General features: G+C 42.3%; 34 protein-coding genes and 1 pseudogene. 33 read left to right on the top strand and 2 right to left on the bottom strand.

Annotation, left to right across the window (positions count from 1 at the left end):
- Positions 1-15: 15 nt before the first annotated feature.
- From terL to BCI01S_RS21405, 32 genes and pseudogenes are all read left to right on the top strand, one after another.
- On the top strand, positions 16-1,722 hold the full coding sequence (terL, locus tag BCI01S_RS21550; RefSeq protein WP_061801034.1) for a phage terminase large subunit: 1,707 nt from the start codon (positions 16-18) through the stop codon (positions 1,720-1,722).
- Positions 1,723-1,743: 21 nt separating this feature from the next.
- Entirely contained in the window at positions 1,744-3,312 is a 1,569-nt protein-coding gene (locus BCI01S_RS21545; RefSeq protein WP_061801033.1) for a phage portal protein, read from the top strand.
- Between the two features lie 45 nt (positions 3,313-3,357).
- Complete coding sequence (locus BCI01S_RS21540) at positions 3,358-3,927, top strand: hypothetical protein (protein ID WP_061801032.1); 570 nt, start codon at positions 3,358-3,360, stop codon at positions 3,925-3,927.
- A gap of 24 nt (positions 3,928-3,951) precedes the next feature.
- Entirely contained in the window at positions 3,952-4,311 is a 360-nt protein-coding gene (locus tag BCI01S_RS21535; RefSeq protein WP_061801031.1) for a head decoration protein, read from the top strand.
- A gap of 39 nt (positions 4,312-4,350) precedes the next feature.
- Complete coding sequence (locus BCI01S_RS21530) at positions 4,351-5,367, top strand: major capsid protein (RefSeq protein ID WP_061801030.1); 1,017 nt, start codon at positions 4,351-4,353, stop codon at positions 5,365-5,367.
- 8 nt (positions 5,368-5,375) lie between these two features.
- The gene (locus BCI01S_RS21525; protein WP_373694337.1) at positions 5,376-5,552 is read left to right on the top strand and encodes a hypothetical protein; all 177 of its coding nucleotides are present in this window, start codon (positions 5,376-5,378) and stop codon (positions 5,550-5,552) included.
- 12 nt (positions 5,553-5,564) lie between these two features.
- Positions 5,565-5,936, top strand: coding sequence for a hypothetical protein (locus BCI01S_RS21520; RefSeq protein ID WP_061801028.1), 372 nt, complete (start codon positions 5,565-5,567; stop codon positions 5,934-5,936).
- Positions 5,933-6,721, top strand: a complete 789-nt coding sequence (locus BCI01S_RS21515; protein WP_061801027.1) for a hypothetical protein — start codon at positions 5,933-5,935, stop codon at positions 6,719-6,721. Before BCI01S_RS21520 ends, BCI01S_RS21515 begins: the two co-directional genes overlap by 4 nt.
- A gap of 1 nt (position 6,722) precedes the next feature.
- The gene (locus BCI01S_RS21510; protein WP_061801026.1) at positions 6,723-7,121 is read left to right on the top strand and encodes a hypothetical protein; all 399 of its coding nucleotides are present in this window, start codon (positions 6,723-6,725) and stop codon (positions 7,119-7,121) included.
- The gene (locus tag BCI01S_RS21505) at positions 7,118-7,459 is read left to right on the top strand and encodes an HK97 gp10 family phage protein (RefSeq protein WP_061801025.1); all 342 of its coding nucleotides are present in this window, start codon (positions 7,118-7,120) and stop codon (positions 7,457-7,459) included. Before BCI01S_RS21510 ends, BCI01S_RS21505 begins: the two co-directional genes overlap by 4 nt.
- 91 nt (positions 7,460-7,550) lie before the next feature.
- Positions 7,551-7,898 (top strand): hypothetical protein, encoded by a 348-nt coding sequence (locus BCI01S_RS21500; protein WP_156485479.1) that lies wholly within the window; start codon positions 7,551-7,553, stop codon positions 7,896-7,898.
- On the top strand, positions 7,898-8,332 hold the full coding sequence (locus BCI01S_RS21495; RefSeq protein WP_061801023.1) for a phage major tail protein, TP901-1 family: 435 nt from the start codon (positions 7,898-7,900) through the stop codon (positions 8,330-8,332). The genes BCI01S_RS21500 and BCI01S_RS21495 overlap by 1 nt, the downstream gene beginning before the upstream one ends.
- A gap of 44 nt (positions 8,333-8,376) precedes the next feature.
- On the top strand, positions 8,377-8,742 hold the full coding sequence (locus BCI01S_RS21490; protein WP_061801022.1) for a tail assembly chaperone: 366 nt from the start codon (positions 8,377-8,379) through the stop codon (positions 8,740-8,742).
- Positions 8,688-9,071, top strand: coding sequence for a phage tail assembly chaperone (locus BCI01S_RS25445; RefSeq protein WP_156485478.1), 384 nt, complete (start codon positions 8,688-8,690; stop codon positions 9,069-9,071). Before BCI01S_RS21490 ends, BCI01S_RS25445 begins: the two co-directional genes overlap by 55 nt.
- Positions 9,058-11,370 carry a phage tail tape measure protein gene (locus tag BCI01S_RS21480; RefSeq protein WP_061801020.1) on the top strand — a complete coding sequence of 771 codons (2,313 nt, stop codon included), beginning with the start codon at positions 9,058-9,060 and terminating at the stop codon, positions 11,368-11,370. Before BCI01S_RS25445 ends, BCI01S_RS21480 begins: the two co-directional genes overlap by 14 nt.
- Positions 11,371-12,177 (top strand): phage tail domain-containing protein, encoded by an 807-nt coding sequence (locus BCI01S_RS21475; protein ID WP_061801019.1) that lies wholly within the window; start codon positions 11,371-11,373, stop codon positions 12,175-12,177. It begins immediately after the preceding gene.
- A 16-nt stretch (positions 12,178-12,193) separates the two neighbouring features.
- Entirely contained in the window at positions 12,194-13,903 is a 1,710-nt protein-coding gene (locus BCI01S_RS21470; protein WP_061801018.1) for an SGNH/GDSL hydrolase family protein, read from the top strand.
- A 68-nt stretch (positions 13,904-13,971) separates the two neighbouring features.
- The gene (locus tag BCI01S_RS21465; protein ID WP_061801017.1) at positions 13,972-15,135 is read left to right on the top strand and encodes an SGNH/GDSL hydrolase family protein; all 1,164 of its coding nucleotides are present in this window, start codon (positions 13,972-13,974) and stop codon (positions 15,133-15,135) included.
- 6 nt (positions 15,136-15,141) lie between these two features.
- Positions 15,142-17,013: a phage tail spike protein gene (locus BCI01S_RS21460; protein WP_061801016.1), complete on the top strand. Its 1,872-nt coding sequence runs from the start codon at positions 15,142-15,144 to the stop codon at positions 17,011-17,013.
- Complete coding sequence (locus tag BCI01S_RS25440; protein ID WP_156485477.1) at positions 17,010-17,189, top strand: hypothetical protein; 180 nt, start codon at positions 17,010-17,012, stop codon at positions 17,187-17,189. The genes BCI01S_RS21460 and BCI01S_RS25440 overlap by 4 nt, the downstream gene beginning before the upstream one ends.
- Before the next feature lie 21 nt (positions 17,190-17,210).
- The gene (locus BCI01S_RS21455; protein ID WP_061801015.1) at positions 17,211-17,423 is read left to right on the top strand and encodes a BhlA/UviB family holin-like peptide; all 213 of its coding nucleotides are present in this window, start codon (positions 17,211-17,213) and stop codon (positions 17,421-17,423) included.
- Positions 17,423-17,992: pseudogene (locus tag BCI01S_RS26470) on the top strand (glycoside hydrolase family 25 protein); the annotation flags it as partial. The gene BCI01S_RS21455 and the pseudogene BCI01S_RS26470, both read left to right, overlap by 1 nt.
- Positions 17,993-18,594: 602 nt before the next feature.
- On the top strand, positions 18,595-18,783 hold the full coding sequence (locus tag BCI01S_RS21445; protein WP_061801013.1) for a phage holin family protein: 189 nt from the start codon (positions 18,595-18,597) through the stop codon (positions 18,781-18,783).
- 97 nt (positions 18,784-18,880) lie between these two features.
- A complete protein-coding gene (locus BCI01S_RS21440; protein WP_061801012.1) occupies positions 18,881-19,288 on the top strand; it encodes a hypothetical protein in 408 nt (135 codons plus the stop codon).
- 128 nt (positions 19,289-19,416) lie between these two features.
- A complete protein-coding gene (locus BCI01S_RS21435; RefSeq protein WP_235844551.1) occupies positions 19,417-19,674 on the top strand; it encodes a transposase in 258 nt (85 codons plus the stop codon).
- A gap of 281 nt (positions 19,675-19,955) precedes the next feature.
- Complete coding sequence (locus tag BCI01S_RS21430) at positions 19,956-20,780, top strand: ParM/StbA family protein (RefSeq protein ID WP_061801010.1); 825 nt, start codon at positions 19,956-19,958, stop codon at positions 20,778-20,780.
- Positions 20,764-20,982: a hypothetical protein gene (locus BCI01S_RS21425; protein ID WP_061801009.1), complete on the top strand. Its 219-nt coding sequence runs from the start codon at positions 20,764-20,766 to the stop codon at positions 20,980-20,982. Before BCI01S_RS21430 ends, BCI01S_RS21425 begins: the two co-directional genes overlap by 17 nt.
- A gap of 149 nt (positions 20,983-21,131) precedes the next feature.
- The gene (locus BCI01S_RS21420) at positions 21,132-21,482 is read left to right on the top strand and encodes a hypothetical protein (RefSeq protein WP_061801008.1); all 351 of its coding nucleotides are present in this window, start codon (positions 21,132-21,134) and stop codon (positions 21,480-21,482) included.
- Positions 21,483-21,502: 20 nt separating this feature from the next.
- The gene (locus BCI01S_RS21415; protein ID WP_061801007.1) at positions 21,503-21,736 is read left to right on the top strand and encodes a hypothetical protein; all 234 of its coding nucleotides are present in this window, start codon (positions 21,503-21,505) and stop codon (positions 21,734-21,736) included.
- Complete coding sequence (locus BCI01S_RS21410; RefSeq protein WP_061801006.1) at positions 21,718-24,336, top strand: hypothetical protein; 2,619 nt, start codon at positions 21,718-21,720, stop codon at positions 24,334-24,336. The genes BCI01S_RS21415 and BCI01S_RS21410 overlap by 19 nt, the downstream gene beginning before the upstream one ends.
- A 2-nt stretch (positions 24,337-24,338) precedes the next feature.
- Positions 24,339-24,503 carry a hypothetical protein gene (locus tag BCI01S_RS25695; RefSeq protein WP_167555744.1) on the top strand — a complete coding sequence of 55 codons (165 nt, stop codon included), beginning with the start codon at positions 24,339-24,341 and terminating at the stop codon, positions 24,501-24,503.
- Complete coding sequence (locus BCI01S_RS21405) at positions 24,496-24,840, top strand: YolD-like family protein (RefSeq protein ID WP_061801005.1); 345 nt, start codon at positions 24,496-24,498, stop codon at positions 24,838-24,840. Before BCI01S_RS25695 ends, BCI01S_RS21405 begins: the two co-directional genes overlap by 8 nt.
- 22 nt (positions 24,841-24,862) lie before the next feature.
- On the opposite strand, the gene BCI01S_RS26070 is transcribed toward BCI01S_RS21405, so the two are convergent.
- Positions 24,863-25,258 (bottom strand): helix-turn-helix domain-containing protein, encoded by a 396-nt coding sequence (locus BCI01S_RS26070; RefSeq protein ID WP_235844550.1) that lies wholly within the window; start codon positions 25,256-25,258, stop codon positions 24,863-24,865.
- A 55-nt stretch (positions 25,259-25,313) separates the two neighbouring features.
- A complete protein-coding gene (locus BCI01S_RS21395; protein ID WP_061801004.1) occupies positions 25,314-25,520 on the bottom strand; it encodes a helix-turn-helix domain-containing protein in 207 nt (68 codons plus the stop codon).
- Between the two features lie 123 nt (positions 25,521-25,643).
- Here BCI01S_RS21395 and BCI01S_RS21390 point away from each other — a divergent pair, with 123 nt between their 5' ends.
- Positions 25,644-26,459 carry a helix-turn-helix domain-containing protein gene (locus tag BCI01S_RS21390; RefSeq protein ID WP_061801003.1) on the top strand — a complete coding sequence of 272 codons (816 nt, stop codon included), beginning with the start codon at positions 25,644-25,646 and terminating at the stop codon, positions 26,457-26,459.
- Positions 26,460-26,646 lie beyond the last annotated feature (187 nt).

The following is a 26,646-nucleotide window of genomic DNA, read 5'->3' as shown; positions in this document are numbered from 1 at the left end:
GGAGGTGACGGGTGGATGGCGTATATAGACGGAAAATGGCTCGACCGAGAAGCCCGTCAAGCTCGTATCGACTTGTTAAAGGAACGCGTGCTTAAAATTCGCAAATTATACGAAACAGGCAATGCGACCGAATCACATATCGATATCATGATGCAAGACGCGGCGGAATTGAAAAAACTTAACCGGGTACATCGCGCCGAGTACGATTTACTTTACTTTACGTACGAATATTTTAGCGCGGACTGCAACCCGGAAAACCCGTCGAACTTGATTCCGGAAGGACAGCGATACGAAGATGCGGCGGACTTTCACGTAACGCTTTGCTCGCTGCTCGACGAAGTGACACGCGGAGAACAAGAAACGAACGTAGGCTGGTCGGTAGGACGACGGCATGCGAAAACGGCTTACTTATCGAATTCCTACTTGGCGCATCAATGCGCGTTTAGGCATCAAAAATACATCGTAGAAGTTTCCGAAACGACCGACGTTGCCGGCGACTTTATTAAATGGACCGTAAATCAGTTGAAGTTTAACGAAAAGCTTCGCGACGATTTCGGTCCTTTATTGCATCCGCGTCCTTCGATGAATGAAGTCGATAATAAATACGAATTCATTACGTCGGCGGGTACGAAGGTGGAAGCGAAAGGTATTGGAACGCAAATGAGAGGACTCCGCCATCTTTCCGAACGCCCTGGAATTTTCATCCTGGACGATTTAGAAAGCGGCGAGAATACGAATACGCCCGAACTACGTGCAAAGAACTTGCATTGGTTCCGTTCGGAAATGTTAGAGGCGTTGGGGTTTGGCGGCAAGTGTATTTACATGGGTACAATCGTTCATTACGATTCGCTCCTTAATCACGTACTAACTAAACGCAAAGACTTCGTATCAAAGAAGTTCCCAGCAATCCTTTCGTGGTCTGAACGCGAAGATTTATGGGAAGAATGGCGCAAGATTTATAACGCTGATGATAAAGACGCGAAGATAAATGCGGATTCGTTTTACGAAGCAAACAAAGCGGAAATGGATCGAGGCACGAAGGTCCTTTGGCCACAAGCGTATAGTTATAAATATTTCATGGAGAAACGCGAATCGATGGGCGCGCGAGCTTTCAACCAAGAATATCTCGGCAATCCAGTCGATGAGGAATCGCAGATATTTAAAATTGACGAATTTACTTACTACGAAGACTACGACTTAGATTTAACACAATGTGACTTATATGCCGCGGCAGACTTTGCGATGGGTAAGGAAAAAGGCGATTACTCGGCATTTATCTCAATCGCAAGAAAACAAGATACCGGCGTTTGTTACGTTATTGATTGTTTCTTAGAGCGAGTAAAGCCGGATAAATTCATGCAAGAAATCGTTAAAAGAACGTTGAAGTATCAATATGAAGGATTAGCGGTTGAGGCTCAACAAGCGCAGGAATGGTTCGCAGATAAGCTGCAAGAAGAATTACAAAAACACGGCTATCCCGCGCAAACACGACTTAGCAAGGTTAAGCAAAAAACGCGGAAGGCATTGCGTATCGAGGCGTTATTGCCCGACGTACAAAGCGGTCGTATCCGATTTAAGAAAGAGCATCGATTATTACTCGAAATGTTCGAACTGTACCCGAACCATAATCATGACGATGGTCCAGACGCATTAGCAGACGCATATAAGCTCGCTAAGGGTACTAAGGTATCAGTACGGTCGATAGCGAAAAGAACGCGATAACAAGCGAAAGGAGGCGTTTAAATGCCATTTAATGTTCTAGCGGATTATAACTTAATGTCCGCGCCGGATATGGACGAATTATTATTCTCGCCGTATCAACAAGCACTAGGTAAAGCGACAGTTGAGCGCATGCAACGACAAATAAGAAACTATGAATACTACGAAGGAAAGCAGCACGTTGATCCAAGGACAGGACAACTCGTTAAGGCGTCCGAATTGGAAAGACCGCCAGGACTCGATTATGACCCAACACGCTACGCCACGAATTATTTTAAGTCGTTCATTAAGCGTAAAGCACGATGGCAAATGGGTGGTCAGCACGGAATTTCCGTATCGCCTAAACAAATCGACAGCATTATCGACGCGGTTAAACCGGAATATACGCCTAGTGAAGCGCAAAAAAGCGAAAATGACCGAGCGGAAAACTATGAACGATTGTTGTATCAGATTTGGCGCGAAAATAAAATGCGCGAAAAGTTACTACAAGCTGCTCGTGACCGTTTAATCGCCGGTAGAGTTGGCTGTAAAATCATGTTCAATCCGAATACTGGAAAAATAAAGTGGGTGTTTCGCCCCGATACGGAAATTATTCCTGTTTATTCCGATGATGATTTCGAAGAATTAATCGCAGTACACTTCGTCACGTTTAAGACGATTAAGGATATCGAAGTAATTCAAAAACAAACGTTCAGTATCGAAAATGGTGTCTGTTATCTCGAAGAAGGTATATATACGACCGATTTGACATTGCAGAAAACAATTACGAAAAAGCAATCGATGGAACTTGATTTCATTCCTGTCGTTTTGTTTCCGGTATCTGATTTAAGCGGAGAAGTAGCGGATAGCACGGAAATCGATGATATGAAAGAGCAAACGGACGTACTTAACAAAATGAACGAAGACGCAATAGATTCGCTTAAATTCGAAATGTTTTCTATGACGGCGTTCTTAAATGTTCCGGAGGGTACAATCGATAAGGTTCGTATTGAGCCGGGTGGAGCAGTCGAAGCAAAAGGATCGATAGAAGGTGCTACACCGGATATCAAGAAAATCGAAGGCGGATTTCGGTGGAAAGAAGCGTTTAAGGATCAATATTCACGCGTTAAGTCAGCTTTGCATGAGATAACATCACTTCCGCAAATTGTTCCGCAAGAGTTAAACTTCGGGGGATTAAACGCGGATGCACTGCATGTTTTATTTCAAGAGATTATTCAAGAAACGGAAGAACACTGGTTGTCTTGGGGTCCTCGATTGGAAGAATTGCACGAAAAGACTATTCGATATTTGCAGGCTCGTACTGATCGTTCGAAATTCGGTTACGACCGTGAAGTCGTTAAATCTATCGGAACGGACTATGAGAACGAAATTAAATTCGTATTGCCGTTACCGGACAATCGAAAAGAACTTGTCGAGTTACTAACTTTAGAAACTAGCGCAGGATTCGAGTCAATCGCGGGTGCAATGAATCGCCTAGGGGTTGAGAATGTAAACGCCAAGAAACAAGAAGTAAATAACGAATCTGTACAGCGAAGAATTTCAGAAGACCCGTATAGTGAAGTAAATTCGACCGGTGACGATACGTCGATATAAACTGACGTCAAATTCTCGTCCGAGAGACGTTAAGCGGAGGTTATTATGAAACAACCAATTAAGTTATTAAAACTAAATTTACAACACTTTTCCGAAGATATAGTCGACGATCAGCCTGCGGAGGCGCAAAAACCCGATACAAACGAAGTCGACAACAAAATTCCTTACGATCGCTTTAAGCAGAAGGTCGATGAAGCTAACGAATTAAAACGTAAGTTAGCCGAATTAGAAACAGCAAAACAAGAAGCAGAACGTAGGAAGTTAGAAGAGCAAAATGAGTTCAAGTCTCTATATGAGACTACGAAACAAGAACTCGAACAAATCCGCAAAGAGGCGGAGCAAAGTAAGATCGAATCCCTCAAAACTAATTTGCTCGTTAATGCCGGCTACACTGGCGAGCAATTAGAACGCGTACGCAAATATATTGTTGGCGCCGACGAAGATGCAATAAAAGCATCACTCGAAGAATTAAAGCAAGACATTCCGCCGAAATTCGGTGGCGTTGACCCTAGCGTTAGTAATCCGCAAAGGCAACAACCACCAGCGAAAGACCCAGCGGAAGAAGGACGTTCACTTTACGAACGATTAAAAGCGGCGGGAAAAATTCGCCGATAAAACAATACTAGGAGGAAAACCGAAATGGCATACAACTTACAAACTTCTCAAACGTCATTCAAAGGCGGAAAAAACATTCTAGCTTCCGAACATTTTCAATTCGTTGAGGCTGGCGTAACCCTTAAAGCGGGGCAAGGTGCTCTTGCAGTAGGTCAGGCAATTGCTCGTGAAACTTCAACAGGTAAATGGGTAAAATTCGTAGATGCAGACGTTGCTAATTACGATGATTTTGGCATTCTTAATGTCGACGCAGACGCAACAACTTACGACGCAATTGTTGGTGAAGTTATTGTTAGAGGTTCTGTTTATGACGCTAAATTAGTTGGGGCAACAGACGCATTTAAAGCAGAAGTACCTAATATCCGTTTTGTAAAACACATTTAATTAGCAAATAAAACTACTCAATTTTAGGAGGAAATAATAATGGCAGGTATTACACACTTAAAAGAATTTCAAAAACCATCACTTCGCGGACTTGTTGATGCATCCGTTCAAGACGCAGTTCCAACGTTAGGAGATCGTTTCTTACCGAATGCTAATACGTACTCAAATACTTTCTCATACGACATTATCAAAACGAATAAATATATTGGCGCAATGATTGGTTACGGTTCAGAGCCACCAGTTGTTGACCGTGACGCAGTTGCTTCTAAAATGGGCGAAATCGCGAAAATGGGTTTAAAATATATCGCTACGGAAGAGGAATTACTTGCGTTACATCAAGCGCGTAATGATGGCGAGCATGCTGCAATGGTTGATAAGTTAACGCTTAAAGGTGTTGACCTTGTTAACGCAATCCAACGACGTATCGACGTTATTAAAATGGAAGCACTAACGAAAGGTAACTTCGCATATAACAAAAATGGTGTTAAAGTTTCCGTTGATTTCGGAGTGCCAGCCGAGCATAAGGTTGCGTTAACAGCAGGTGCAGATTGGAACGAAGCAGATCGCGATGTAATTGCAGACTTACTTGGATTCGTAGCCACTTACGAAGCAACTAATGGTCAATCGCCGTCTGTTATTTTAATGAGTCGCGAAGCGCAAGCGAAATTGCTAACGAATAAGATTATCGTTACAGAAGCAGGTCGCCCGGTCGGTTCTACTCGAGTAAGTCAAGCGGAACTAAACGAAGTATTAGGTGGATTTGGATTACCACCAGTTCAAGTTGTTACTGATCGCAAAGTTACGGTAAAAGATATTTACACAGGAAACGACGAAGTTATCGAATTTATGCCTGCTAACAGAATCGTAATGCTGTCCGAAGGTATTGGCGAATTTTTACTAGGTCCAACCGTAGAGAACGATTTCCAACCAGGTATCGTGCTTGAAGCGAAGGACAAAGACGAGCCAATTCAATCAATTTTACGTGCGGTTGCTGCCGGGTTCCCAGCGCTGGAAAAACCGTCCTTAATCTTCCACGCAGACGTATATACTGCGTAATGGTAAAAGTGAAAGTACTGAACGCGGTAGTGGATGGGAGCACTACCGGTTCTATTATCGAAATTGACGAACAATCAGCGAAACACCTCGCAGCTATAAAGTACGTCGAAATTCTTCCGCAAGAAAAAGATCCGGAGGAAGAACCGAAAAAGCCAGCGACAAGAAGACGCAAAAAAACGGAATAGGAGGACGTAATCATGGCGAATTTAACCGAGCTTTCAGAACGTTTATTCAAACGTTTCAAAGGCGTACCTAATATAACAATTACCGACGCGACTGATTGGACGGAAGAGGCGTTATTGGAGCACGGCTATAAAACGTCGGATAACATCCCTTCCGAAAAGGACTCGTTAATTTTACTTTATGCACAAGCGGAAGGCGCTGGACAAATCGCTTTAGCAACTGCGCACTACTTCTCATATCGTGACGGTGAAGAACAAGTCGATAAAACTAAGATATCGGAACAGTATCGCAAATTAGCGTCGGACTTACGTTCGCAATATGAGCAGAAAAAGGCAGTTACAGGCGGTTCAAATTTCCGCCATTTAAAGCGAGTTGATCGTTTATGACGAACCAAGAGAAACTCGACAAGCTGCTCGAAAGTCTTTCCGATAAATATATTAAACTTAACGCCAAGCAGCAACGCTTTGCAGTTGCGGAAATTAATCGCGTACGGGCCGAGTTAGTCGAAAAATTAGCGGAATATGCAGATAGCGACGGAATAATTAAACGACAGCGTTTAAACGCATTATTACGCGAATTAGAAACGATTGAAAAAGCGGTCCGCAAGAACGGCATGAACGCGCTGGAATCGATCATTAAGGAATCGGCGTCGGCTTTAACGGACGGCATCGCTGCTTCGATTATTGCCGACGGAATTTCCTTCGATAAAGTAAACGCAAATGTATTTCGCTATGTAGTCAATCGCTTCGGAGAGGACGGTCTTGTTCTTTCCGATCGCGTTTGGCAGTTAGCGGGCGACCAACGCGAGGAACTATCGAAAACAATTCGCTCGGGCGTCATTCGCGGCGAGGCTGTTACAACGATGATTGCGGCGGTTAGAAAAGTTTACGAAAACGAAACGTGGAAAATTAAGCGATTGGTTGTGACGGAAGGCAATACGGCATTTCGTACCGCAGCGGCATATTCGGCGCAACAAAGCAAAGTAGTCAAGGCGATGCGAGTACACCACGGTAAAGCAGACCGACCTAATCACCGTTGTACAATTCTCGAAAAGGCAGATTCTTACGGAATGGGTCCTGGAATATATCCGCCAACAGCAAGCGAGATTTATAATCCTCATCCGAATTGCACCGGATTCTTAACGTACGTACTAAACGAAAGGTGGTTATAAGATGCTAACGGATGCTGATATCGAATTTATGAAGCAAAACCGGGCGGAAATAACCGCCAAACGTACGCATGATATAACCGTTTATTATGCCGGTGAAGTTTCATACGATCCAATCACAAACGAGCCAATTGGCGAAGTACCTGGCGAACGAATTGTGCCGTCAGTTGTGACGGAAATATCTTCGACTGCTTCAGCGAATAGTGAACGTGAACTAATAAACGGAATACTAATTGAAACAGGTGACATTTGGTTTTCGGTGAACATCGATTTAATCGAAGACGTAGCGAAAACTATTACGCTTGTAAAATATGACGGAGTTGACTATGAAATATTAGCGAGCGATAAGAAAGGGATTGGCAAACGGAATCGAATCGAGTTTTTAGGGAGGAAGTGGTCATGACTATTCGCATCCAAGGATTAAACCGAGTGTTGTCTTCGTTGGAATATGACGATTTAGTACGGGATGTCGCAAACACGACAGAAGCATATACGCGCAAAGCTGCAAATGAAGCTGCGGAAATGGCGCCAGTCAAAGATGGTATATTGCGAAACTCTATCGTTGCTAGTCCGGAACAAATAGATGAAACTCATTGGCAGTATGGATCGAACGTTGATTATGCACGAAAACAAGAATACGAGAATAAGACGAAGAAGGCATTTATCCGTAAATCAGTTTGGAATAACGAAGAACCTTACCGCGAAAAAATACTCGGATACGTTCGCGATTTAGGAAGGTGATGACATGCAGATAGAACTGCAGCACTCTATTCGTACTTGGCTTGCGAATAAAACCGGAATGAACTGCGTATGGGTGTTCGATGGGGTTGAGTTGCCGAAGACTAAGCCGTTTCTTACGATAGAACAATTGCAGAATAATATAACGCAAGTTGCGAAGTTGCGCGAAACTATGGCGACAACGTACCGATTTCAAGTTGGTTTATTTGCGAGTAGTTCGAGTGAGCGTGCGAAATTACAAGACGCCGTAAAAGAAATATTTTTATTCGACGAGATACCGTTAGTCACTGTGACAGTTCCATCGCAAACTATCGGTTCTTTTTATGTTGACGTAGCCACAGAAACGCCAATACCAGCGGATGACATTAGTAACACAACGCAATACCACCACATGTATTTCGATATATCGGTGGAACTAACGAAAAATAGGGGGAGTTATTAGTGATCGAATATAAAGGCGAAGAGATCCTTTTTGTAGTAGCGATACCAGGAGAAACGTCCGAAGAAACGTTGCATAGACCATTCAACCAAACTGCGGGGTCTACCAATATCTCTGCCGATTCAATTGATTTAGACACAAAAGATAAATCGGGATCGGATTACGCAAAAATAACGGAAGAGGTTTCTTTGGAAGGAGTTATTTCAGAAGGAGACCCGTTTATTACGTATATTAAGAAAGCAATAAGAGCTAAAGAATTCGTTAAGATTTACGAAGTGGATACGAGAACGAAAAAAGCGGAATGGGGAATGTATATGATTTCATCATTCGAGAGATCGTTTGGAACAAGTGATTTTGCAACGTATTCACTAAGCGGAACATTAAATGGAGAAGTTACTGAGGAAACGTTAACGACAATACCGGAAGGAGCGCAATAACGCGCTCTTTTTTAATTTCGAAAATTACCGAGAGGATGATATAGATGGCACGTTTTGAAGTAGAAGGGAAAGAGTATGAAGTAAAACTTACATTCGCTAGTGTTAGACATTTAGGAAGTTTGTACGATGGCGGAGCGCTTGAACTCATCGGGCGAGCAATGACTGGCGATTTAGATACATTCGCAAACATCGTCCATGCAGGATTATTTCATACTGGCGAAAACTTCTCGCTAAAAAAAATTGAAGAAGCAATCGAAAAAGCATTCGAATCAGAGCAACTCGATATGGATGCAATTTTGAAAATATCTAACGAGGTGGTTGTGGAAAGTTTTTTCTTCAAGAAAACCGTGGCGAAATTAGCGAAGAAAGATCCGAAAACGTTCGAGATGATGAAAGAGATTTTAGGATAGATAAAATCCTTTCGGACGGTTGGCGATACTTACAACTTTTGCCCGAACAAGTTTACGACTTAACGCCAAAAGAATTTCGGTTGCTATTAGGTGCGCAAATGGAACGAAAGTATGACGAATATGAACGCCAATCTCATTTTGCAATCATGAATCTAAAGGCGCAGAATGCGAAAAAGTCAATTAAAGCAACCGACTTATTCAAACGGCCAGCAGACGAAAAAGCGGAAGCAGAACTCCAAGAAGGCATAGAAAAAGCGAAACACGCATCGGAATGGTTATCCCAATTCGAGCAGTTTAGCGGAAAGGAGGAAGCGAATGGCAGACCATAGTATTATCGTTGAGTTAGGTGCAAATATATCAAACTTGACGAATAATCTCCGAAGTGCAAACAATACACTTTCCGATTTTGGTTCTCGAACGCAACAATTAGGTGCTGATATCGCGAAAGGTTTTGGTTCGGTCGGGCTAAGTATCGGTGCAGGGTTAGGTTTTGCAGTTAAGCAGTCGGCAGATTTTGATTCTGCGATGCGTAAAGCTGGCGCAATTGCGGGTGCTAACACGGCAGAATTTGACGCTATGAAACAGTCGGCAATTGAACTCGGCGCCAATACATCGAAAAGTGCGAGCGAAGTGGCAATCGCAATGACAGAACTTGCCGCCAAAGGATTCGACGCTAATCAAGTAATCGCCGCAATGCCTGGCGTAATATCCGCAGCGGAGGCATCCGGTGAAGACTTAGCGATGACATCTGATACTGTATCTTCGGCGTTAAACATATGGGGATTAGAAGCGAGTGAGGCTAGTCGAGTTGCGGACGTGTTAGCGGAGTCAGCGAACTCAACGGCAGCAGGAATCGAAGATATGCAATATGCGTTTAAATATGCTGGTGCGCCAGCCGCAGCGTTAGGAGTTTCGATGGAAGAATTATCTGCGGCAATCGGTTTAATGACGAATGCTGGTTTAAAAGGCGAGAACGCCGGAACAGCGCTTCGTGCGTCAATGTTGGCGCTATTAAATCCGTCGGAGAAGAACTCGAAGATGATGGAATCAATGGGGATTGCAATAACAGATGCAAAAGGTAATTTCGTAGGTTTATCAGGATTAGTTGATAATATATCGAAATCTATGGAAGGCATGACAGACACACAGAAAGCAGCCAATCTTGCTGCGTTAGTCGGAACCGAAGCGGTATCCGGCTTTTTAGCTTTGATGGAAGCTGGACCGAAAAAAATCGACGAAATGACGGCATCGTTAGAAGGTAGCGAAGGTGCATCGAAAAAAGCAGCGGATCAGATGAAAGCGGGTATAGGTGGCGCATTAGAGGAAATGAGTGGCGCGATTGAGTCGCTTGTTATTTCAATCGGTGACCAATTAGCGCCAGCTGTTCAGACCGTAGCGGTATGGCTTTCGAAATTGCTTAATTGGTTTAATAAAATGCCGGAAGGTATGAAGAAAACACTTGTGATAATAACCGCGATTATTGGTGGAATATCTCTACTTATTTCAGGTTTCGGATTATTACTAGGTTTTGTAGGTTTAGTCTCGAGTGGACTAGGATCACTTGCAATTGCTCTCGGAACAACTTCTGCAGCTATTCTTACTACAATAGGAGTTGTAGCGGGGATAGTTTTAGGAGTTATTGCGCTTGGGGCAGCTTTTGTAATTGCATACCAAAAAGTTGAATGGTTTCGTGACATGGTAGATGCGGCGTGGGCATGGATAAAGAACGCATTCTTTATAGCGCTTGAATATATCAAAGGTGTTGTTCAGTTCGTTATGGCCGACATCAGCGAGTTTATATCGCAGCAACTTGCGAAGATAAAAGCGTTTTGGGACGAAAATGGGAAAGCGATTATGATTATCGTTACTACAGCATTCGGGATTGTAGTCGAAATTATCAAAACAGTTATGGGCGTAATTAAAGGTGTTTTCCAAGTCGCTTGGCCGTTAATTGTAGGTATTATTAAAATCGCATGGGCTACGATAAAATCTGTCGTGAGTACGGCGATTAGCTTAGTGCTCGGTATTATACAAACGGTGATGAAGTTGATACAAGGAGACTGGAAAGGCGCTTGGGAAACAATTAAGTCCACCGCGAAAGAGATTTGGAATAACATCGTTGGATATTTCGAAGGCATTGATTTGTACCAAATCGGGGCAGATATCATTGGCGGATTAATAAATGGTATTTCATCGATGGTTAGGTCGGTTAAAAATGCGGTATCAAATATCGGTGAAAAGATAAAAGACGGCTTTACTTCCTTCTTCGATATTAATTCACCATCGAAAGTTATGAAAAAAGACGTTGGACGTTGGATTCCGGCAGGTGTTGCCGACGGTATCACCGGAAATATCAAGACGGTTATAGCGGCAACGAAAGAGATGTCGAAAGCTATAATGCCGGAAGCTATGAGCGCTACCTTAGCGTATGATACACCGACTGGCAGTGTAAGTGGATTTGCGACGGTTAATCCGTCAGAACAAGTGCAGTCAGAATCGATTGTAAACTTCGAGCGAATGTTCGACGGCGCTACGTTTAACATAAATGGCGAGCAAGATGCGCTTACAATGGCGAGGGAATTACACCGCCTAGAACAACAAGCAAAACGCAGGAAGGGGCGTAGGTAAATGAGCGTATGGATTGACGAAACTTATTTGCCAGATATCGGCGTAATAGTATTAGTAGGCGGCGAGGAACCTGCGCTACCTACTACTAGAGATCGGTCGGTAGTTATTCCAGGTAGACCTGGCGCGTATGATTTAGGCGGTGAATTAGGCGTTAGAAACTTCGAACTAAATTGCGCCATTGCCGGCGTGCGTGATCATAACCTAATAGCGACAAAAGTGCGGGAGTTTACGCAACTATTAATTGATAGATACGGAAGACCAAAGACGGTTAAGCTTCGTTTTGAATCGGAGCCTGACCGTTTTTATTATGTGCGATATAGCGGGAATATTCCGGTTGATAAGATTGCATATACGGCGAAATTCACTGTGCCGATGACTGCATTTGACCCATACGCCAAGTCGCTGGTAACAAACGACGAGGTTGCATGGGGAAGCGAAAAGATTACCTTCGAGTCGCAGTATTCTTTAGGAAATAGCGGAGGAGGGAAACCAGTGACAATCACAAATGCCACATCTCTCAATGTGTACGTAGAAGGTCTATTGGTTAGGCCTGTTATTGCAATTGAAGGTTCAGGTACTGATGTAGTAATAGGTGTAAACGGTAATGAAATGTTACTTGAATCTTTTGAAAACAAAATAATTATTATTGATTGCGAAAATTTCACTGTGACTGTTAATGGAGAAAGTTCACTTTCAATTTTAAGCGGTAACTTTATCGAGTTGCTCAACGGAGATAACTCCATAAGTATCAGCGGAACTAATCTGAATCTGACAATCGCGACAAAATTCCGAGATCAATTTATCTAAGGAGTGAGGAAAGTAGATGGCTGATTTAATAAATGCCCAGGACTCGTTAAACGTAGGTAGAAACAAGATTAACACCGTAATTCTTGGTATGGATGATATCCGGAATAAAGTACTTGGGAACTATATAAACATTTCAGATGCTTTGAATTATGATACAACTAGTCACATACTTAGTTGGCCAGACACATATGTATTTGGCACTAAGTCAAATCGTATTCCCTTACGTAGTGGAGAAATCGATTTGACTAAATTTGGAAATAATTCAGTCGTTTTATTTTTTGACTCTAAAAATGGTGTGATCATTGCTAGATTCGCTACCGATACATCTACAGATACGGATATTTTACTAGGTATCATGTATTTAAGTGATTTAAAAAGCAGTATCCTTAATTTTAAATTGAAAGTAAACGGGAGTATTCCATTAATTACTTCGGATCAAATATCGAAATTTGGTCGCTGGGCTTTTATTCCTGATACCGTAGATTATAACACAACAACAAAACTTCTAAGTTGGAATGCAACCTACGTATTTGGAGGCACACTATCTAGGACACCTTTAAACGCGGGGTCTGTAGATTTAACCAATTTTTCAGGTTCGGTTATAATTTATTTCAATAGTTCAACAGGAACTATTAACGCAAAAAGCGCATTGGAATCTGCTTCTGAAGACCACATTACTTTAGGTATTCTGTGGTTAAATAACTTCACAAGAAGTTTGCTAAATTTCAAATTAACTGTTAATGGAGTAGATGTAAAAACACTATCCACTCAAAGAACTCCATTTGGTCGGTATTGTTTTATTTCTGATCCTATAGATTACAACCCAACAACAAAAACGTTAAGTTGGAGTGATACGTATGTTTTTGGAAGCGGTCTTTCGAGAACAAGGTTATATGCAGGTACTTTAGATCTTAGTTCATATTCAGGTGTTGCGATTCTATTTTTTAACAGTGATACAGGAATAATGGAGGCGAGAACTGCAACAGCAGCTAGCTCTGAATCATTGTTATTCATTGGACTGTTTTGGTTAAATAACTTTTATCAAAATAAGTTGAATGCAATTTTAACCGTAAATGGTAAGTCGTTAGAAAATCAATTCTTTTTAAAAAAATACAATTCTATGGGAGATTCAATCACTGCTGCAGGTAAATACCAAGCTGTAATAAACCAAGTAATAGGGTTTAAGACGATAAATAATTATGGTATTGGTGGAACGTGTCTAGCTTCTACAGATGAAAATGATACTACTTCTATGGCGTATAGAGTAACGAACATGGACTTTACAGCAGATGTAATTAGTATAAGTGGCGGTACAAATGATTGGGGAAACATACCAGCAAAACCATTAGGTCAAATAGGAGATACCCAAAAAACAACTGTTTATGGAGCGATTGATAGCATTATAAGAACAGTTCTTACAAATGCACCAACAACTAAATTGTTCTTTATAACTCCTTTACAAAGAAACTTTAAAACTAGTCCAACCACTACATTGAATGGTTGGAGTGAAACTACAGTTAATGAATTGGGATATAAACTAGTAGATGTTGTAAATGCAATTAAGGAAGTTTGTGCGAGGTATGCTGTCCCTGTTTTAGATTTGTATCACACTTCTGGTTTTACTGATTTAAATTTAGATGAATTAACTGTCGATGGTCTACACCCTAACGATGTTGGACACGAAAAAATTGGTAAGCAGATAGCGGCATTTATCAAGAATTTGTAATAAGATTGTTTTTTTAAAGAAATATTTATTGTATAATTTTCCTTACAAGATATTAATTGGAGGAAGTTATGGAAAAAAGAATAAAAGCTTTTTTACTGCCTATCCTAATTTTATTACTAATCGTTGTTATCGTAATAGGATGGCTAAATTTTAATAACTCGAAGAACCCTAGCGGTGTTTCTAATATTGATAAGGAAAAATACAATATAGAATACACCGATTTTTATGAAAAAGTATCTAAAAAGGAAGATATAAACTATCTGATTATTGGTGATAGTATTGGACAAAGTAGTGGTACTGGTGATAAAGACTACTTTTGGTTTAACTTACTAAATGAAAAGTTAAAAAAAGAATTCAATATAAACTTTATCACTACCAAAAAGATCACTGCTGGTGGAGCTACAATTTTTGATGGTTATGTTAATTATTTTCCGACAGATATTGTACATGCATATGACCTAGTTTTTATATGTTTTGGACAAAACGACCAAGCGGTTATGTCTCCAAAAGATTACGGAATATTTTATGAAAATTTAATAAGAAGTATTAAAGAGAATAACCCAAAAGCAGAAATTGTTTCCTTGATAGAAAGTAGTATTGAAGATGAAGAATTTGCAGATACTGCTAAAAAATTATCCAAAAGACATAACACAATCCTAATTGATACTCGAGATGAATTTTGGGCTGATGGTAAGACTAAAGCCGAAATGACTGTTGACTCAATTCACCCGACAAATGAGGGTTATGAAATTTATGCTGATGTAATTTTTAAAGCACTTAAACAAAGTATAGATCAAAAGAAAAAACCAGCTGAATTGAATCAAAAATTAATGTATCTAGAAAATCAATACACTAAGCTAATATCTAATTCAAACTTTGATACTAATGAAGGGTTTGAGAATTATAGCTTCAGTAATAATAATTACTTCACGAGTAATAAGAAGGGCTCGTATCTTGAAAAAGAGTTTGTTGGTAACATGATTGGTTTCACTTTGTTAGGTACTGATGATAGTGGTTTAATTAATGTATATATTGATGGAGAACTTAAACAACAAGTCAATCCGTATACTGCTGAACCACGGGAGAAACAAATAATAATATCTAATGATTTATCTAAAGGTAAACATACCATTAAGCTTGAGGCTTCAGGTGAATATGGTTTTGATTATAAAGGTAAACCAACGAAAGGTAAGAATATATTCATAAGAAGAATTATAACAAACGAGAGGTGATTAAGATTGCTCCTGAAAGTTTTAAACACAGACCAACAACCGGTCGCATATCTCGAAAATGCATACGCAGTATCCTATGATAAGAAGCTGAACGAAATTCCGTCGGCTTCTTTTTCTTTGCCGTTAAATGATCCGAAAGTGGCGGAGTGTAAACCGTTCTATTACGTCGATATTCCTGACTACGGGTTATTTCGAATTATGCCTAATTCAGCGCAACGAAACGAAAGCACAAGCGCAATAACATTCGAATTGGAACACGTTCTCGCTACGTTGCTCGACGATGTGCTATTTCGCTACCATCAAACGACGAATCGCACAACGCGCTACAATATCGAATATATTCTTTCGCACCAAACAACAAAGAATTGGGTTCTTGGCGAGTGTGCTTTCGAAAAGTATTTCGCCTATAAATGGGAAAATGAGAACGGATTATTAGGTCCGATACATTCTATCGCGGAACCATTCGATGAAAATTACGAATGGACATACGACACATCTTCGTATCCGTGGACGTTGAATTTAATTAAGCCAAGCAGCACGCCTACTTGCGAAATTAGGTACGCGAAAAATCTTATCGGAATTACACGCGAAGATGATCCAAGCAATATAACGAATCGGATTTACGCATTAGGTTACGGTGAGGGTATAAATCAATTAACCATCGAAAAAGTAAACGGCGGTAAGCCTTACGTAGAAGATAACGCATCGATCGAAAAATACGGTCTCAAATCGTATGTATATGCGGATACCGCAGTAGAAGATGCGGAGACTTTATTTGCGACGGTAAAGGCGTTATTGAAACAATCAAGCACGCCAAGATTAATGTATAGCGTAACGGCTGCCGACTTATCGAAGATTACCGGCGTTAGTTCAGACGAGTTTAGATGCGGGAAAGTCGTACGAATTATTGACCCGGATTTCGGCACATTCGAACAGCGAATTGTGAGCGAGTCTCGAAGCGATGTAAGAGGTACGCCGGAAGATGTATCGTTAGAAATTGCGAATAAATACGAGGATATTGCCGATTCGATCGCCGGCTTGGAAAGATCGCGCGAAATCAACGAAGTTTATGCGCAAGGTGCGACGAATATCGATTCGCATAATTTTGCGGATAATGCCGATCCCGACAATCCTGCGGAGATTAAATTTTATTTGCCGGATGAGTTGGTGCGTATAAACAAGCTTGTTATGTCGCATAAGACCGATAAATTCCGTGCCTACGAACGCGCAATTAAAGGCGGAGGTGCTTCGGTGGATACAACTAGTGCCGGAGGGGGTTCAACACAAACAAGTTCAAGCGGCGGGGGAGTTAGTAAATCGACTGCAAGTGGTGGAGGTAATGTAGAATCTTCCGGAGCTGGTGGAGATCATAACCATTTAGTCTTAACGGCAGCCGATTACGTGGGTCCTGTTCAACCTACTAGATATCGAGGAGCTAATGGTGGAGGCATTATTGAGGTAGAGGGAAGCGGTGGAGATATTTACACAGCAGGATCTAGCGGAAATCATACCCACAGTGTCACGATACCGAATCATACACATGAATTCGACGTTCCTAATCATACCCACACTGTTACTGTACCGAATCATACGCATGAAATTACGTTGCCAAATCATACGCACGGTATCGATTTTGGTATTTTCGAGTTGGACGAAGTAGCAACCGCGGTGCAAATAATAGTCGACGGAAACATCGTTCCAGTTACATCGACAAGCGCGGATCTTATCGATTTAATTCCGTATCTTGACGTAGATTCAAGCGGAAAGGTTACTCGCGGATGGCATACGATTCAAATTAAACCGAACAAACTTGCACGGATTACAGCGCAAGTATTTTCGCAAGTGTTCTTACAAAGCCGCGGGGGAGGCGATTATTGATGATTAAATTGGAAATTAAAACACATAGCGGTGAGGTTTATAGAAGTGAAGTTGCAGAATACGACCCGGTACAAATAAATGCAGATATAAATAATAACTCGATTATTACTGTGTTATTCGGGGATGTAATTATTTCGCGAATTGACGTTAAATCAGTAGTAAAAGTTGAAGAATAACGTTCAGAAAGGCGGTGTAGCATGGACGGAATAAATGTAACGGAATTTTTTATCACGCAGGGGCCATTCGCAGTGTTATTCGTATGGCTCCTTTTTTACGTAATGAAACGCAATACCGAGCGCGAAGCCCGCCTGCATGATTTGCTCGAAAAATTTAGCGATAAATATGACGTTGTAATTGACGAGCTTCGCGATATTAAAAGCCGACTAAGCGGCGGAAAGGACGAAGAATAATGACGAAAAAAATCGTAGATATTTCGCATTGGCAAGGTAAAATCGATTGGGATAAATTCGCGAAAGAGGTTGCGCTTGTAATCATTCGCGTACAAGACGGTAGTTCCGTAATCGACCGCGAATACAAAACATATGTCGCCGAAGCAAAGAAACGAGGCATTCCGTTTGGCCACTACGCATTTTGCCGATTTGTTTCGGTTGCCGACGCGCGCAAAGAGGCGCAAGATTTCTACGCACGAGGCGACAAAGATGCGTTGTTTTGGGTCGCCGACGTCGAAGTAAAAACGATGGGTGATATGACGGCAGGAACGCAAGCATATGTAGATGAGTTACGTAAACTAGGCGCTAAGAAAGTCGGCGGTTACTTCGGACACCATACGTATAAAGCGCTGGGACTCGACAAAGTGGACGGCTTGGACTTTACGTGGATTCCACGCTATAGCACGAAAAAGCCTGATTATCCTTGCGACTTATGGCAGTATACCGAAAGCGGAAAAGTTGGCGGCGTAAATGGTGGCGTAGACTTAAACAAGCTAAACGGCAATAAATCGCTCGAATGGTTTACCGGCAAAGTGGGCGTAGTTAAACCGCCGGCGACGAAAGTCGAAGCGGAAGTCGTAAAGAAGCCGGCTCCTAAGCCAGCGTCTAAGCGCAAGAAAAACAGCGACGGCACGTATACCGTTGTTGCAGGCGACACGTTAGGCGAAATCGCGGCGGACTTCGGCGTTTCTACTGCGAATTTAGTTGCGTGGAACAATATCGCTAATCCAAACGTAATTGCTGCAGGTCAGAAATTGCGATTTAGCGCGCCGAAGAAAACGACGCAAGCGAAAGTCAGCACCGACACATATGTCGTTAAAGCGGGCGATGCTTTGAGTAAGATCGCCGCGAATCACGGAACGACTACTGCGGAATTGCAAAAGCTGAACGGAATTAAAAATGCGAATGTTATTTACGCAGGTCAAAAGTTAAAAGTGCCGGCAAAGAAATCGGCAGCAAAGGCGGAATATCACACCGTTAAGTCGGGCGACGTTGTATCTAAATTAGCGGTTAAATACGGGTCAACTTCTGCGCAAATCAAAGCGTGGAATAAACTCGACAGTGACTATACGATTTATCCCGGACAAAAATTACGAGTCAAGTAACGCAAACAAACGAAGGAGGAAACGGAATGAAACGTTTTAAGAATTACGCATTATGGATTGCAGTGGCAGCGGTTGTTGGTATGGCATTGGTGGACTTCGGGTTTATTCCGGACACGACGGTATTTAATGGATACGTAGAGAAAATCCTTTACGTATTAATCCTTGCAGGGGTAATTAATAACCCTTCAATCGGAAGCGGATTTAAAGACGAATAAATAAACGAAAAAAAGCGAGAAAAAACGAAACTTTTTGTTTTTTCTTGCGTACATATTGTTATAGAGGTAAAATAAGGGAAAAAGGACGTGTTGTGTGATGAAGAATATCTATAAAATATTGATTATTTTCTCACTAACTATAGCTATATTTATAATAGCTGATATAAAAAAGAGCAATGTTGTAGAAGGTGAGCCCTACACACAAAGTAATGAGGAAAGCGTATTTTTAGATGAAAGAGAATCCGCAGCTTATGAAAATACGATTTTGGCGTTCTCTAAATCGCAATTAACTAATTATTCTTCGAAGGTAAATAAGCCTTATATAGATTTCACCGATAATTATATCAATGAACTAAAAAAACTAGACGTAAACAAATCATATCTTACTAAGTTATATAAAATTAAAAGTTATATAGAAAAAGAGAAGTACGAAGAGGTAATAGAGTTATTAGAAATACCACAACCTGGTGATTATGATTTTACAGGACCTTTAAAAAACAAATAAAATGGGATGCGTATAGTATAAAAACTATGCGCCTATTTTTTGCGTTCTTATGGTATAATTCGGAAAAAGGGGCGTGAGAAATAGTGGAGTTATCAAGAATAGAAGTAGAACGCAAAAAAGGTAGCGCAATGGGATTCGTCGGGCGCATGATCGGCTTTATCGTCGGAGGATTAGGCGTACTTATTTCGTGCATATTATTTGTAACGATTATCGGCATATTGCCTGCGATTGGATTATTCGGAATGTCGCTCGGAATCATTTACGCGGCAATGGGAAAGCAGAAAGTCGCATGCCCTCATTGCGGTAAGAAATCGCCAGTTATAAAAACAGCGGAAAATTTTACGTGTTCAAAATGTCGTCAATTGACCGTTATCGATTGGAAATAATAAAAATATCCGCCGGTACTTGCATTAATTCGCCTGCGCCCGCATATGCTTTAGCGTAAGTGCAACGCGATAAAGCGTCCGTAGGAGAACTACGCGCCGTCTACCTCGAAAGATAGACGGCGTTTTTTTTGTTTATTTTGCGAATATTTTTACTAGGACTTGCATAGAGTACGTGAATTCACGTATATTTAAAGTAGGCGGTGGTTATCATCTACGTATCAACCGAAAACGATCGGTTATCAACTAGATATCAACCGTACTTTAACGCGAGGTGAAACGAAATGATAGTATCAGTAGACGCAGGAAATAGCGATGTTAAAACGGTAAGTGCTTACGGAGTGGATCGATTTCCGTCCGCAATAGGTGAATACCGCGAGCGCAATATTAAGGAGAAGCACGGCAAGGACGACATTATCTACGAATATGAAGGACGCAAAGGATTCGCTGGCACACTAGCGCTTTATGAATCCGAATACGGTGGTGCAATCATGGGCGAAAGTAAAGCGCACGTAGACGCAAAGTTGCGCGTGTTAATTGCGTTACATAGACTCGGCGCATCGAACGTATATAATCTCGTCGTAAATCAACCGATAAGCAAACACGACGATGCGGAAAAAGCAGCGATTCGGACAATGTTAATCGGCGAGCACAAAATCGCGGTGAATAATATCGAGCGGACTTTTCGCATTAACGACGTAGTAATTGCGGCGGAAGGCGGAGCGGCTTTCTTAGCGGAACCTAGAGCGGGCATTGTGCGCGTGATTGATGTCGGCGGTGGCACGGTAAATTGCGCAACGTTTAATAATAAGCGATTCATCGACCGCGATTCCTTTACGTTGCCGTTCGGACTGAACACGGTTAAAAACGCCGACCCTAACGAATTAGTGCGCGGAGTTGTGACGCAAACTTCGAAGAAATGGAATCCTGGCGATTTAATTTACGTAGTGGGTGGAGCGGCAACAGTTCTTACGCCAATATTACAAGCGTATTATCCGAACGCTAGAAAAATAACGCCGATGTTTAAGGGCGAAAGGCTCGACGCGATATTTGCTAATGCGGTTGGCTCATACGCAATAGGGAGCGCTGTATATGCCAAAACAAATTAAAAACCGCCCCGTCTCGTTTAATATTAACGACCCGTACCAACGCAAGTTATACGAACACACTTTACAATATTCGAACTACTCGGCGTATATAAAGTCGTTAATTCAACGCGACATGGAAGGCGGTCATATAAGTAACGAGCAGCAGACGGATGATGTGGAGGACGGCGGTGTTAATATCGATATGCTGCACGGTCTTATCTAACGGTAAATCAGCCGAAAATCAACGTAAACAATCCAACTAATGCGCCAATGCCAGCGCCTATAAGAAAATTCATGCGACTCACTCCTTCGGCTAGTTATAATGATAGTATGTACGTTAAGTCGCGTACGTATTCATGGAGGCGAAGAAAAATGCGAAAGTTACAAACGGTCGGGACTATTGGCGAGTTTATGCGCCCGGCGGAACTGAAAGGAAGCGAAGGCACCAACGTTTATAAAGTAATTGCGCTAGGCGGAAAACTATTCGCAGTTATGGCGCCAAGACATGCGCTTGCAGCGACGGCAGACGCAACGTTCGGCAATATATGGTCGGCAATTATGAATACGGTTGACTGGATCGTTGTTGGCGTATTTATATTCGCTGGCGTGTCGTGGATGTTCGGACACCGCACGAAGGCACTCGAATTGTTAATCGGCGGGGCAGCCGGCTATATACTCGCCAGGCATGCGATTGATATGCGTAATTTTCTTAAAGCGTTGTAAATACGAAGGAGGCGGACGAAATGCGATGGTTCGAAGATTTTAGCGAAAAGGTTGTACTAAAACCGATTGGCGAGGCGTTAGTAGAAGGCGCAAATCATTTAACGGAAATCCTAACGGCAACTATGCCGGAAATAGGCGCAGGGGTCGTATTAGTTTGTGGCGTTATGATAATGATAACGGGCGATGTTCCGAAATGGCTTGGGCGAATGGCGGTCGGCGTAGGCGGTGCGATTATATGGCTACTCAACGCATGAGCTTGCGCGAGTTCTTCGCTTATCAACGCAACGAAATGATAACGTACCGAATCACGCCACACAGCAATGTAACGAATAATCAAAACGCAAAGATGTGGCGAGTGTTGCATAAAATGTACGAAATATATGATCGCATGCCAACGCGCTTAACACGCGAAGGATTTCGATTTACGATGCGCGAGAAAGATACGATTTGGTTTGACGTAGTGTTTCGCCAGGTTGCCGGCGTGAAGTCGGTTGAGTATTACGTCAGTACGTCGCAAATATGGGCGAAGAAGTTTCGCGAGATAGTCGAAAACTTTATGCATGTAACGGTCGAAGTTGCGGACAAATCAGCGCTTGTTGTGCCGGCGGGGAACGAAGTAACGCTGAATGAACTGCGCCTTGCCCGCCATGACATATTTGCTCTACAAACGAATGCAGCCGAACAGACTTCGCCGGTCGCTTCAATTTTAACCGCGCTCGATGATATTGCGGAAGACGGAGATTACGCAAGGCTGTCCGTTTGTTCCGAAACGCTAGACCGTCGTAAGTGGTCACAGAACGCCTCATATGCGCATGAAAAGTTAACGAAGGGCAAAGTACCACAACGTGCTAAACTAACGGCAGACAAGGCGTATAAAACGCTAGGTAAGGCGCTCGCTACGATGTTAAACGAAATATACGATATTGTAAACGACACACTACACGCAATCAGTAACGTATTCTTTAAAAGTGCTGGCGGCTTTGAAAAGCGCAAGGCAATTGATAAGCCCGACGCATTGATCGAAGAAATCCAGGCGAATAAATTAAGTGCCAAGTCTGCCGATAAAATAAACCAAGCGGTTTGGAAATCGCACGTTCGCGTTGTTGCTAGCACGAAAGAAATTCTACGCGGTCAGCTCGTAGCGAATACGATAAGTAGCGCGTTTGGGGAATTAGCGGGCAATAACGAATTGGTTCCGTTTAAGGTTCGCATGAAAGCGCGTAAGCAAGAAATACTCGACGAATTAAATACGCTGCATCTTTCCGCGCGAACAAGAGCCGACGGGGACGTTTCGTTGCTATCATGCGATGAACTGGCGAAAGTAGCGCTACAAATGCCGACTGCAATCGTGCAACAACGTTACGAAGAAGAACTCGCAACAAATCGCCGAGTAGAAACGGACCTGCCAAAAGTGATGCTACATAAACCAGCGCAAAAATATGTCGAAATAGAAGGAATCCGCATTAGTATAGGCGAATGTAACATAACGCGAAAAGGCGCTGATTTGCCTGTAAACCGCCGTAAAATAAACGGCATACTCGTCGGACATAGCGAAGTGCGGGGCATCCAGTATCCGATTGGATTGCCGACGAACAACCTCGACGAAACATTCCGCAGTTACGGGTTAGTCGGAGCGCCTCGAATGGGTAAAGATACATTAGCGAAAAATGTCGTCATTGAAGGCGCATTGCAGCACGACATAGCTTCGTTTGTTATCGACGCAATAATGGAAGACGGAGAACGCGGATTTGCGGACGGAGTGCGGGATTCGTTACCGCCTGATCGCATAATTGATATCGATTTGTCAGACGCAGAATACCCCGTGCCGATGGACCTTACGGAAATAGTCGAGCAGCTTGGCGCAAATGGTGCGAATCGTTTTGCGCAGGAACTAATCGACTTCTTTGGCGACATGGAATCGATGGGGCAATCGCGTGCAATCTTGCGAGAATTTGCGAAGGCAAGTGGCGGCTCATTATTTGCGATTAAACGATTGCTCGAAGACGAGGGATATCGTGCAGAAAAGGCGAATGAACTACGGCAACAAGGTAACGTAAGGACTGCGGAATTCATCGAGAAATACACGTCAGAATGGGGCGTAGATGCAAAGGGCAATCCGAAGTTAATACGCGACGGTCAAAAGGCGATCGACGGCAAAGCAAGCGCGATACTCAACCGGCTCGACGAAATGCTTGGCGACGATATGTTGTTCCGTATTTTTGCGCAACCAGCATCGGCGGATATTGATTTCGCAAATTGGATACGCGAGGGCAAGGTCGTTATATTACGCGTGCCGAATCGGAAACTAGGCGCATTGTCGGCGAAAACATTGATTCATTGGATTACGCTAAAAATATTCATGACGAAGCTATTAATGGATCCGAACGACGGCGGCGCATTCATCGTATTTAACGAACCGCATCAATTCCTAACGCCAGGGCTTAAAGCGCTAATGCAACGTATCGTGCTCGAAGGACCGAAGTGGCGACTCGCTGGCATATTCGCATTTCATCATTTCGATTTATTGCGATACGGCCTAGACGACGATTTAATCAGCGGCGGCATTAACTGGTTCTTATTCGCCAATGACAATCGTAAGGTGTTCGAACGGCTGGAAGCGCAATTGAAACCGACATTCGACGTTGACTTAGCGTTGCGAATCGAAGCGTACGATGCGATTGTGTTGGCACGGTTTGGAGGTCGAAGGCAAAATGCGTTCTTAATGCGTGCGTTACCGCCGGCAAGTCAACGTGTGCAGCAATACGATAATTCATTCTTAACGAAAAGGCATTCGCGAATGTATGGGCGCCATTGGCAAACGGTTGAAAAACTACTAGCAAGCGGGGAGGTGTAACGATGACTTGGTCGGAATTCATTGCGATATTAGAAGAACGTGGGCTCACGCCTGAAGACGTGGCGCAGATGATTTATTATTACGAAGTGAATCACGGACGCCTTGACTGCGAACTTACGTTCGGTTATAATGACGAAAAAGCCTTCGGAGGTGTTAGGCGTGATTAAAGACCGAGGAACAAAGAAATGGACTTCGATAATGCTACCGGAACTAATCGAAGAATTACGCGACGCAATATACGAGGAAGAGTACCGCACAGATAAGCCGATCATTGACGAATATCAGCAAGCGGAATTTGATTCGTTAATTGAATACGCAATGGAATATAACTATCCGGTCGAGTTTACGTCTTGGCATGACGGTTATGTTTCCGTTGCGGTTGGTCGCGTTCATTACGTAGATGCCGTCGGCAAGAACTTCCGCATAAAGTTGCTCGACAAATACGAATCGCTAGATCGGGTTTATATGTCGGACGTGATTGGCGTTAAAGTGTTAGATATTTAATGTTAGTGTAAAAGCCCCATCCTTAGTTGGAAGAGGCTTCTTTTGTGGTTATATTAAATAGAAGATTCATGTCTGTTATTTTTAGCTCAGTAATTATTTTTTCCAACGCGTCCTTAGGATACCTTTTCATTTTTCCAGTGCATAATTCACTTACCGTACGAGTAGATAAACCCGTCAATCTAGCAAAGTCCTGTTGCTCAATTCTACGCTCTTTTAATATATCTTTTAGACGTAATTCTATATTAAAAGTATGTTTATTTCTAACAATAGGTTTATCCTCAGGTGTCGCGTCTACCATATCATAAATTTTTTGCACATTGGTTAGGTTAGTCTCTCCAATTAAACTTAAATCTCCACTACTAGTTCTTACATATACTTCTGTAGTTTCATGTTGGGAATCTGAAAGGGATAACTTCATTAACGTAACCTCCTATTAATTGATATCTTAATTGTACACTATTACGTAATTGCGTTCAACCCCTTAATTCAATAATTTCAGACAAATCTTTTATGTTTAGAGCTTCAGCGATTTTTACAATATGGTCACGATTGATTGCTTTAGTCTGATTGCGACATATCTCATTAATCCCCGCTCGTCGTATTCCTGTCATCTCAGCTAATTGTAATTGTGTAATATTTCTTTCTTCTAAAATCTCCTTAACTTTAACGTATATTTCCATCAAAACCACTCCCATCTAATACTATTAATATTATAAAACAATTATTGACATTACGCAATTACGTATTATAATAAGATGTATGAGTTGTACGTAATTACGTATTTAACGAAAGGAGAAACCAGTATGCACTATTTAGCGGAACATTCTACGTTCGATTCTACCGCGCAATTAAACGCAGCAGTATACGAACATATACGCAATCATACATACGAATTAAACGAAACGGACCGCAAGGCGCTGAAAATGATCGCTCGCTATTGCGTTAAGTTTGCAGGCGCGTGCCACTTAAAAGCGTCAACTATCAGCGAGTTAATCGATCGCAGCGAAAAGACGGCAAGGCGCATCGTTAACAAGCTGGCGGAATTAGGAATCATCGAAAAGGTTGCAACAACGCGGAAGGTGAACGGAGGCAAAGGCGCTAATATACTGCGGATATTGCCGGCGGGAGGCGAGCGAAATAATGGTGCGGAGCAACATGTCCAGTCGAGCGTGTCCAATCGGGCAGGCAGCGACAAGCCAACGGAGAGTAAGGCGGAGGCAAGCAATTCCGGAAATGAACCATCGAATTTTATTAAGCCTTTAAAAGGCAATTACGTATTAGATACGGCGGTGGAGCCAAACGCATTAAAAAACGTGCTGCCTAGCGGAATATATAACGCAATCGTGAAATATTTTCATAACGCCGAGTCCATTTATAAATATTACGGAATTCTATTGCGAGCAAAAGCAAGCGTGGATCCGACCGTAGTCATCGAAGATAACGAAGCGCCGTTCATTGAGGCGTGGAATGCTACGATACTAAAAGCGAAACAACGCAAGGTAAAACGCATGGACGATTACTTATTTGCGAGTTGGAAGCAGGCGACCTTGACTTCGAAAAGGATACGCGAAAAGGCGAACAGCATGGCGGGTAGATTTGCGGAATGGTTTGACGAATAAAATTTCGAAATTAACCGTTGACAACTTCATACGCGTGATGATATATTATTAATTGTTCATTACGCACGATTCGATTACGTAACGACATAGCTTCGTATGATATGACGCGCGATGATCGACAATAAACCGGATAGTACGCACCACGTTCGAATAATACGAACCGAAAGTGCTTGCGAATCCAGTCATA

Source organism: Niallia circulans NBRC 13626, from assembly GCF_001591585.1.
GTDB classification, from domain to species: Bacteria; Bacillota; Bacilli; order Bacillales; family Cytobacillaceae; genus Niallia; species Niallia circulans.
The sequence above is the reverse complement of the archived record's forward strand: the minus strand, read 5'-3'. Positions and strand labels throughout refer to the sequence as shown.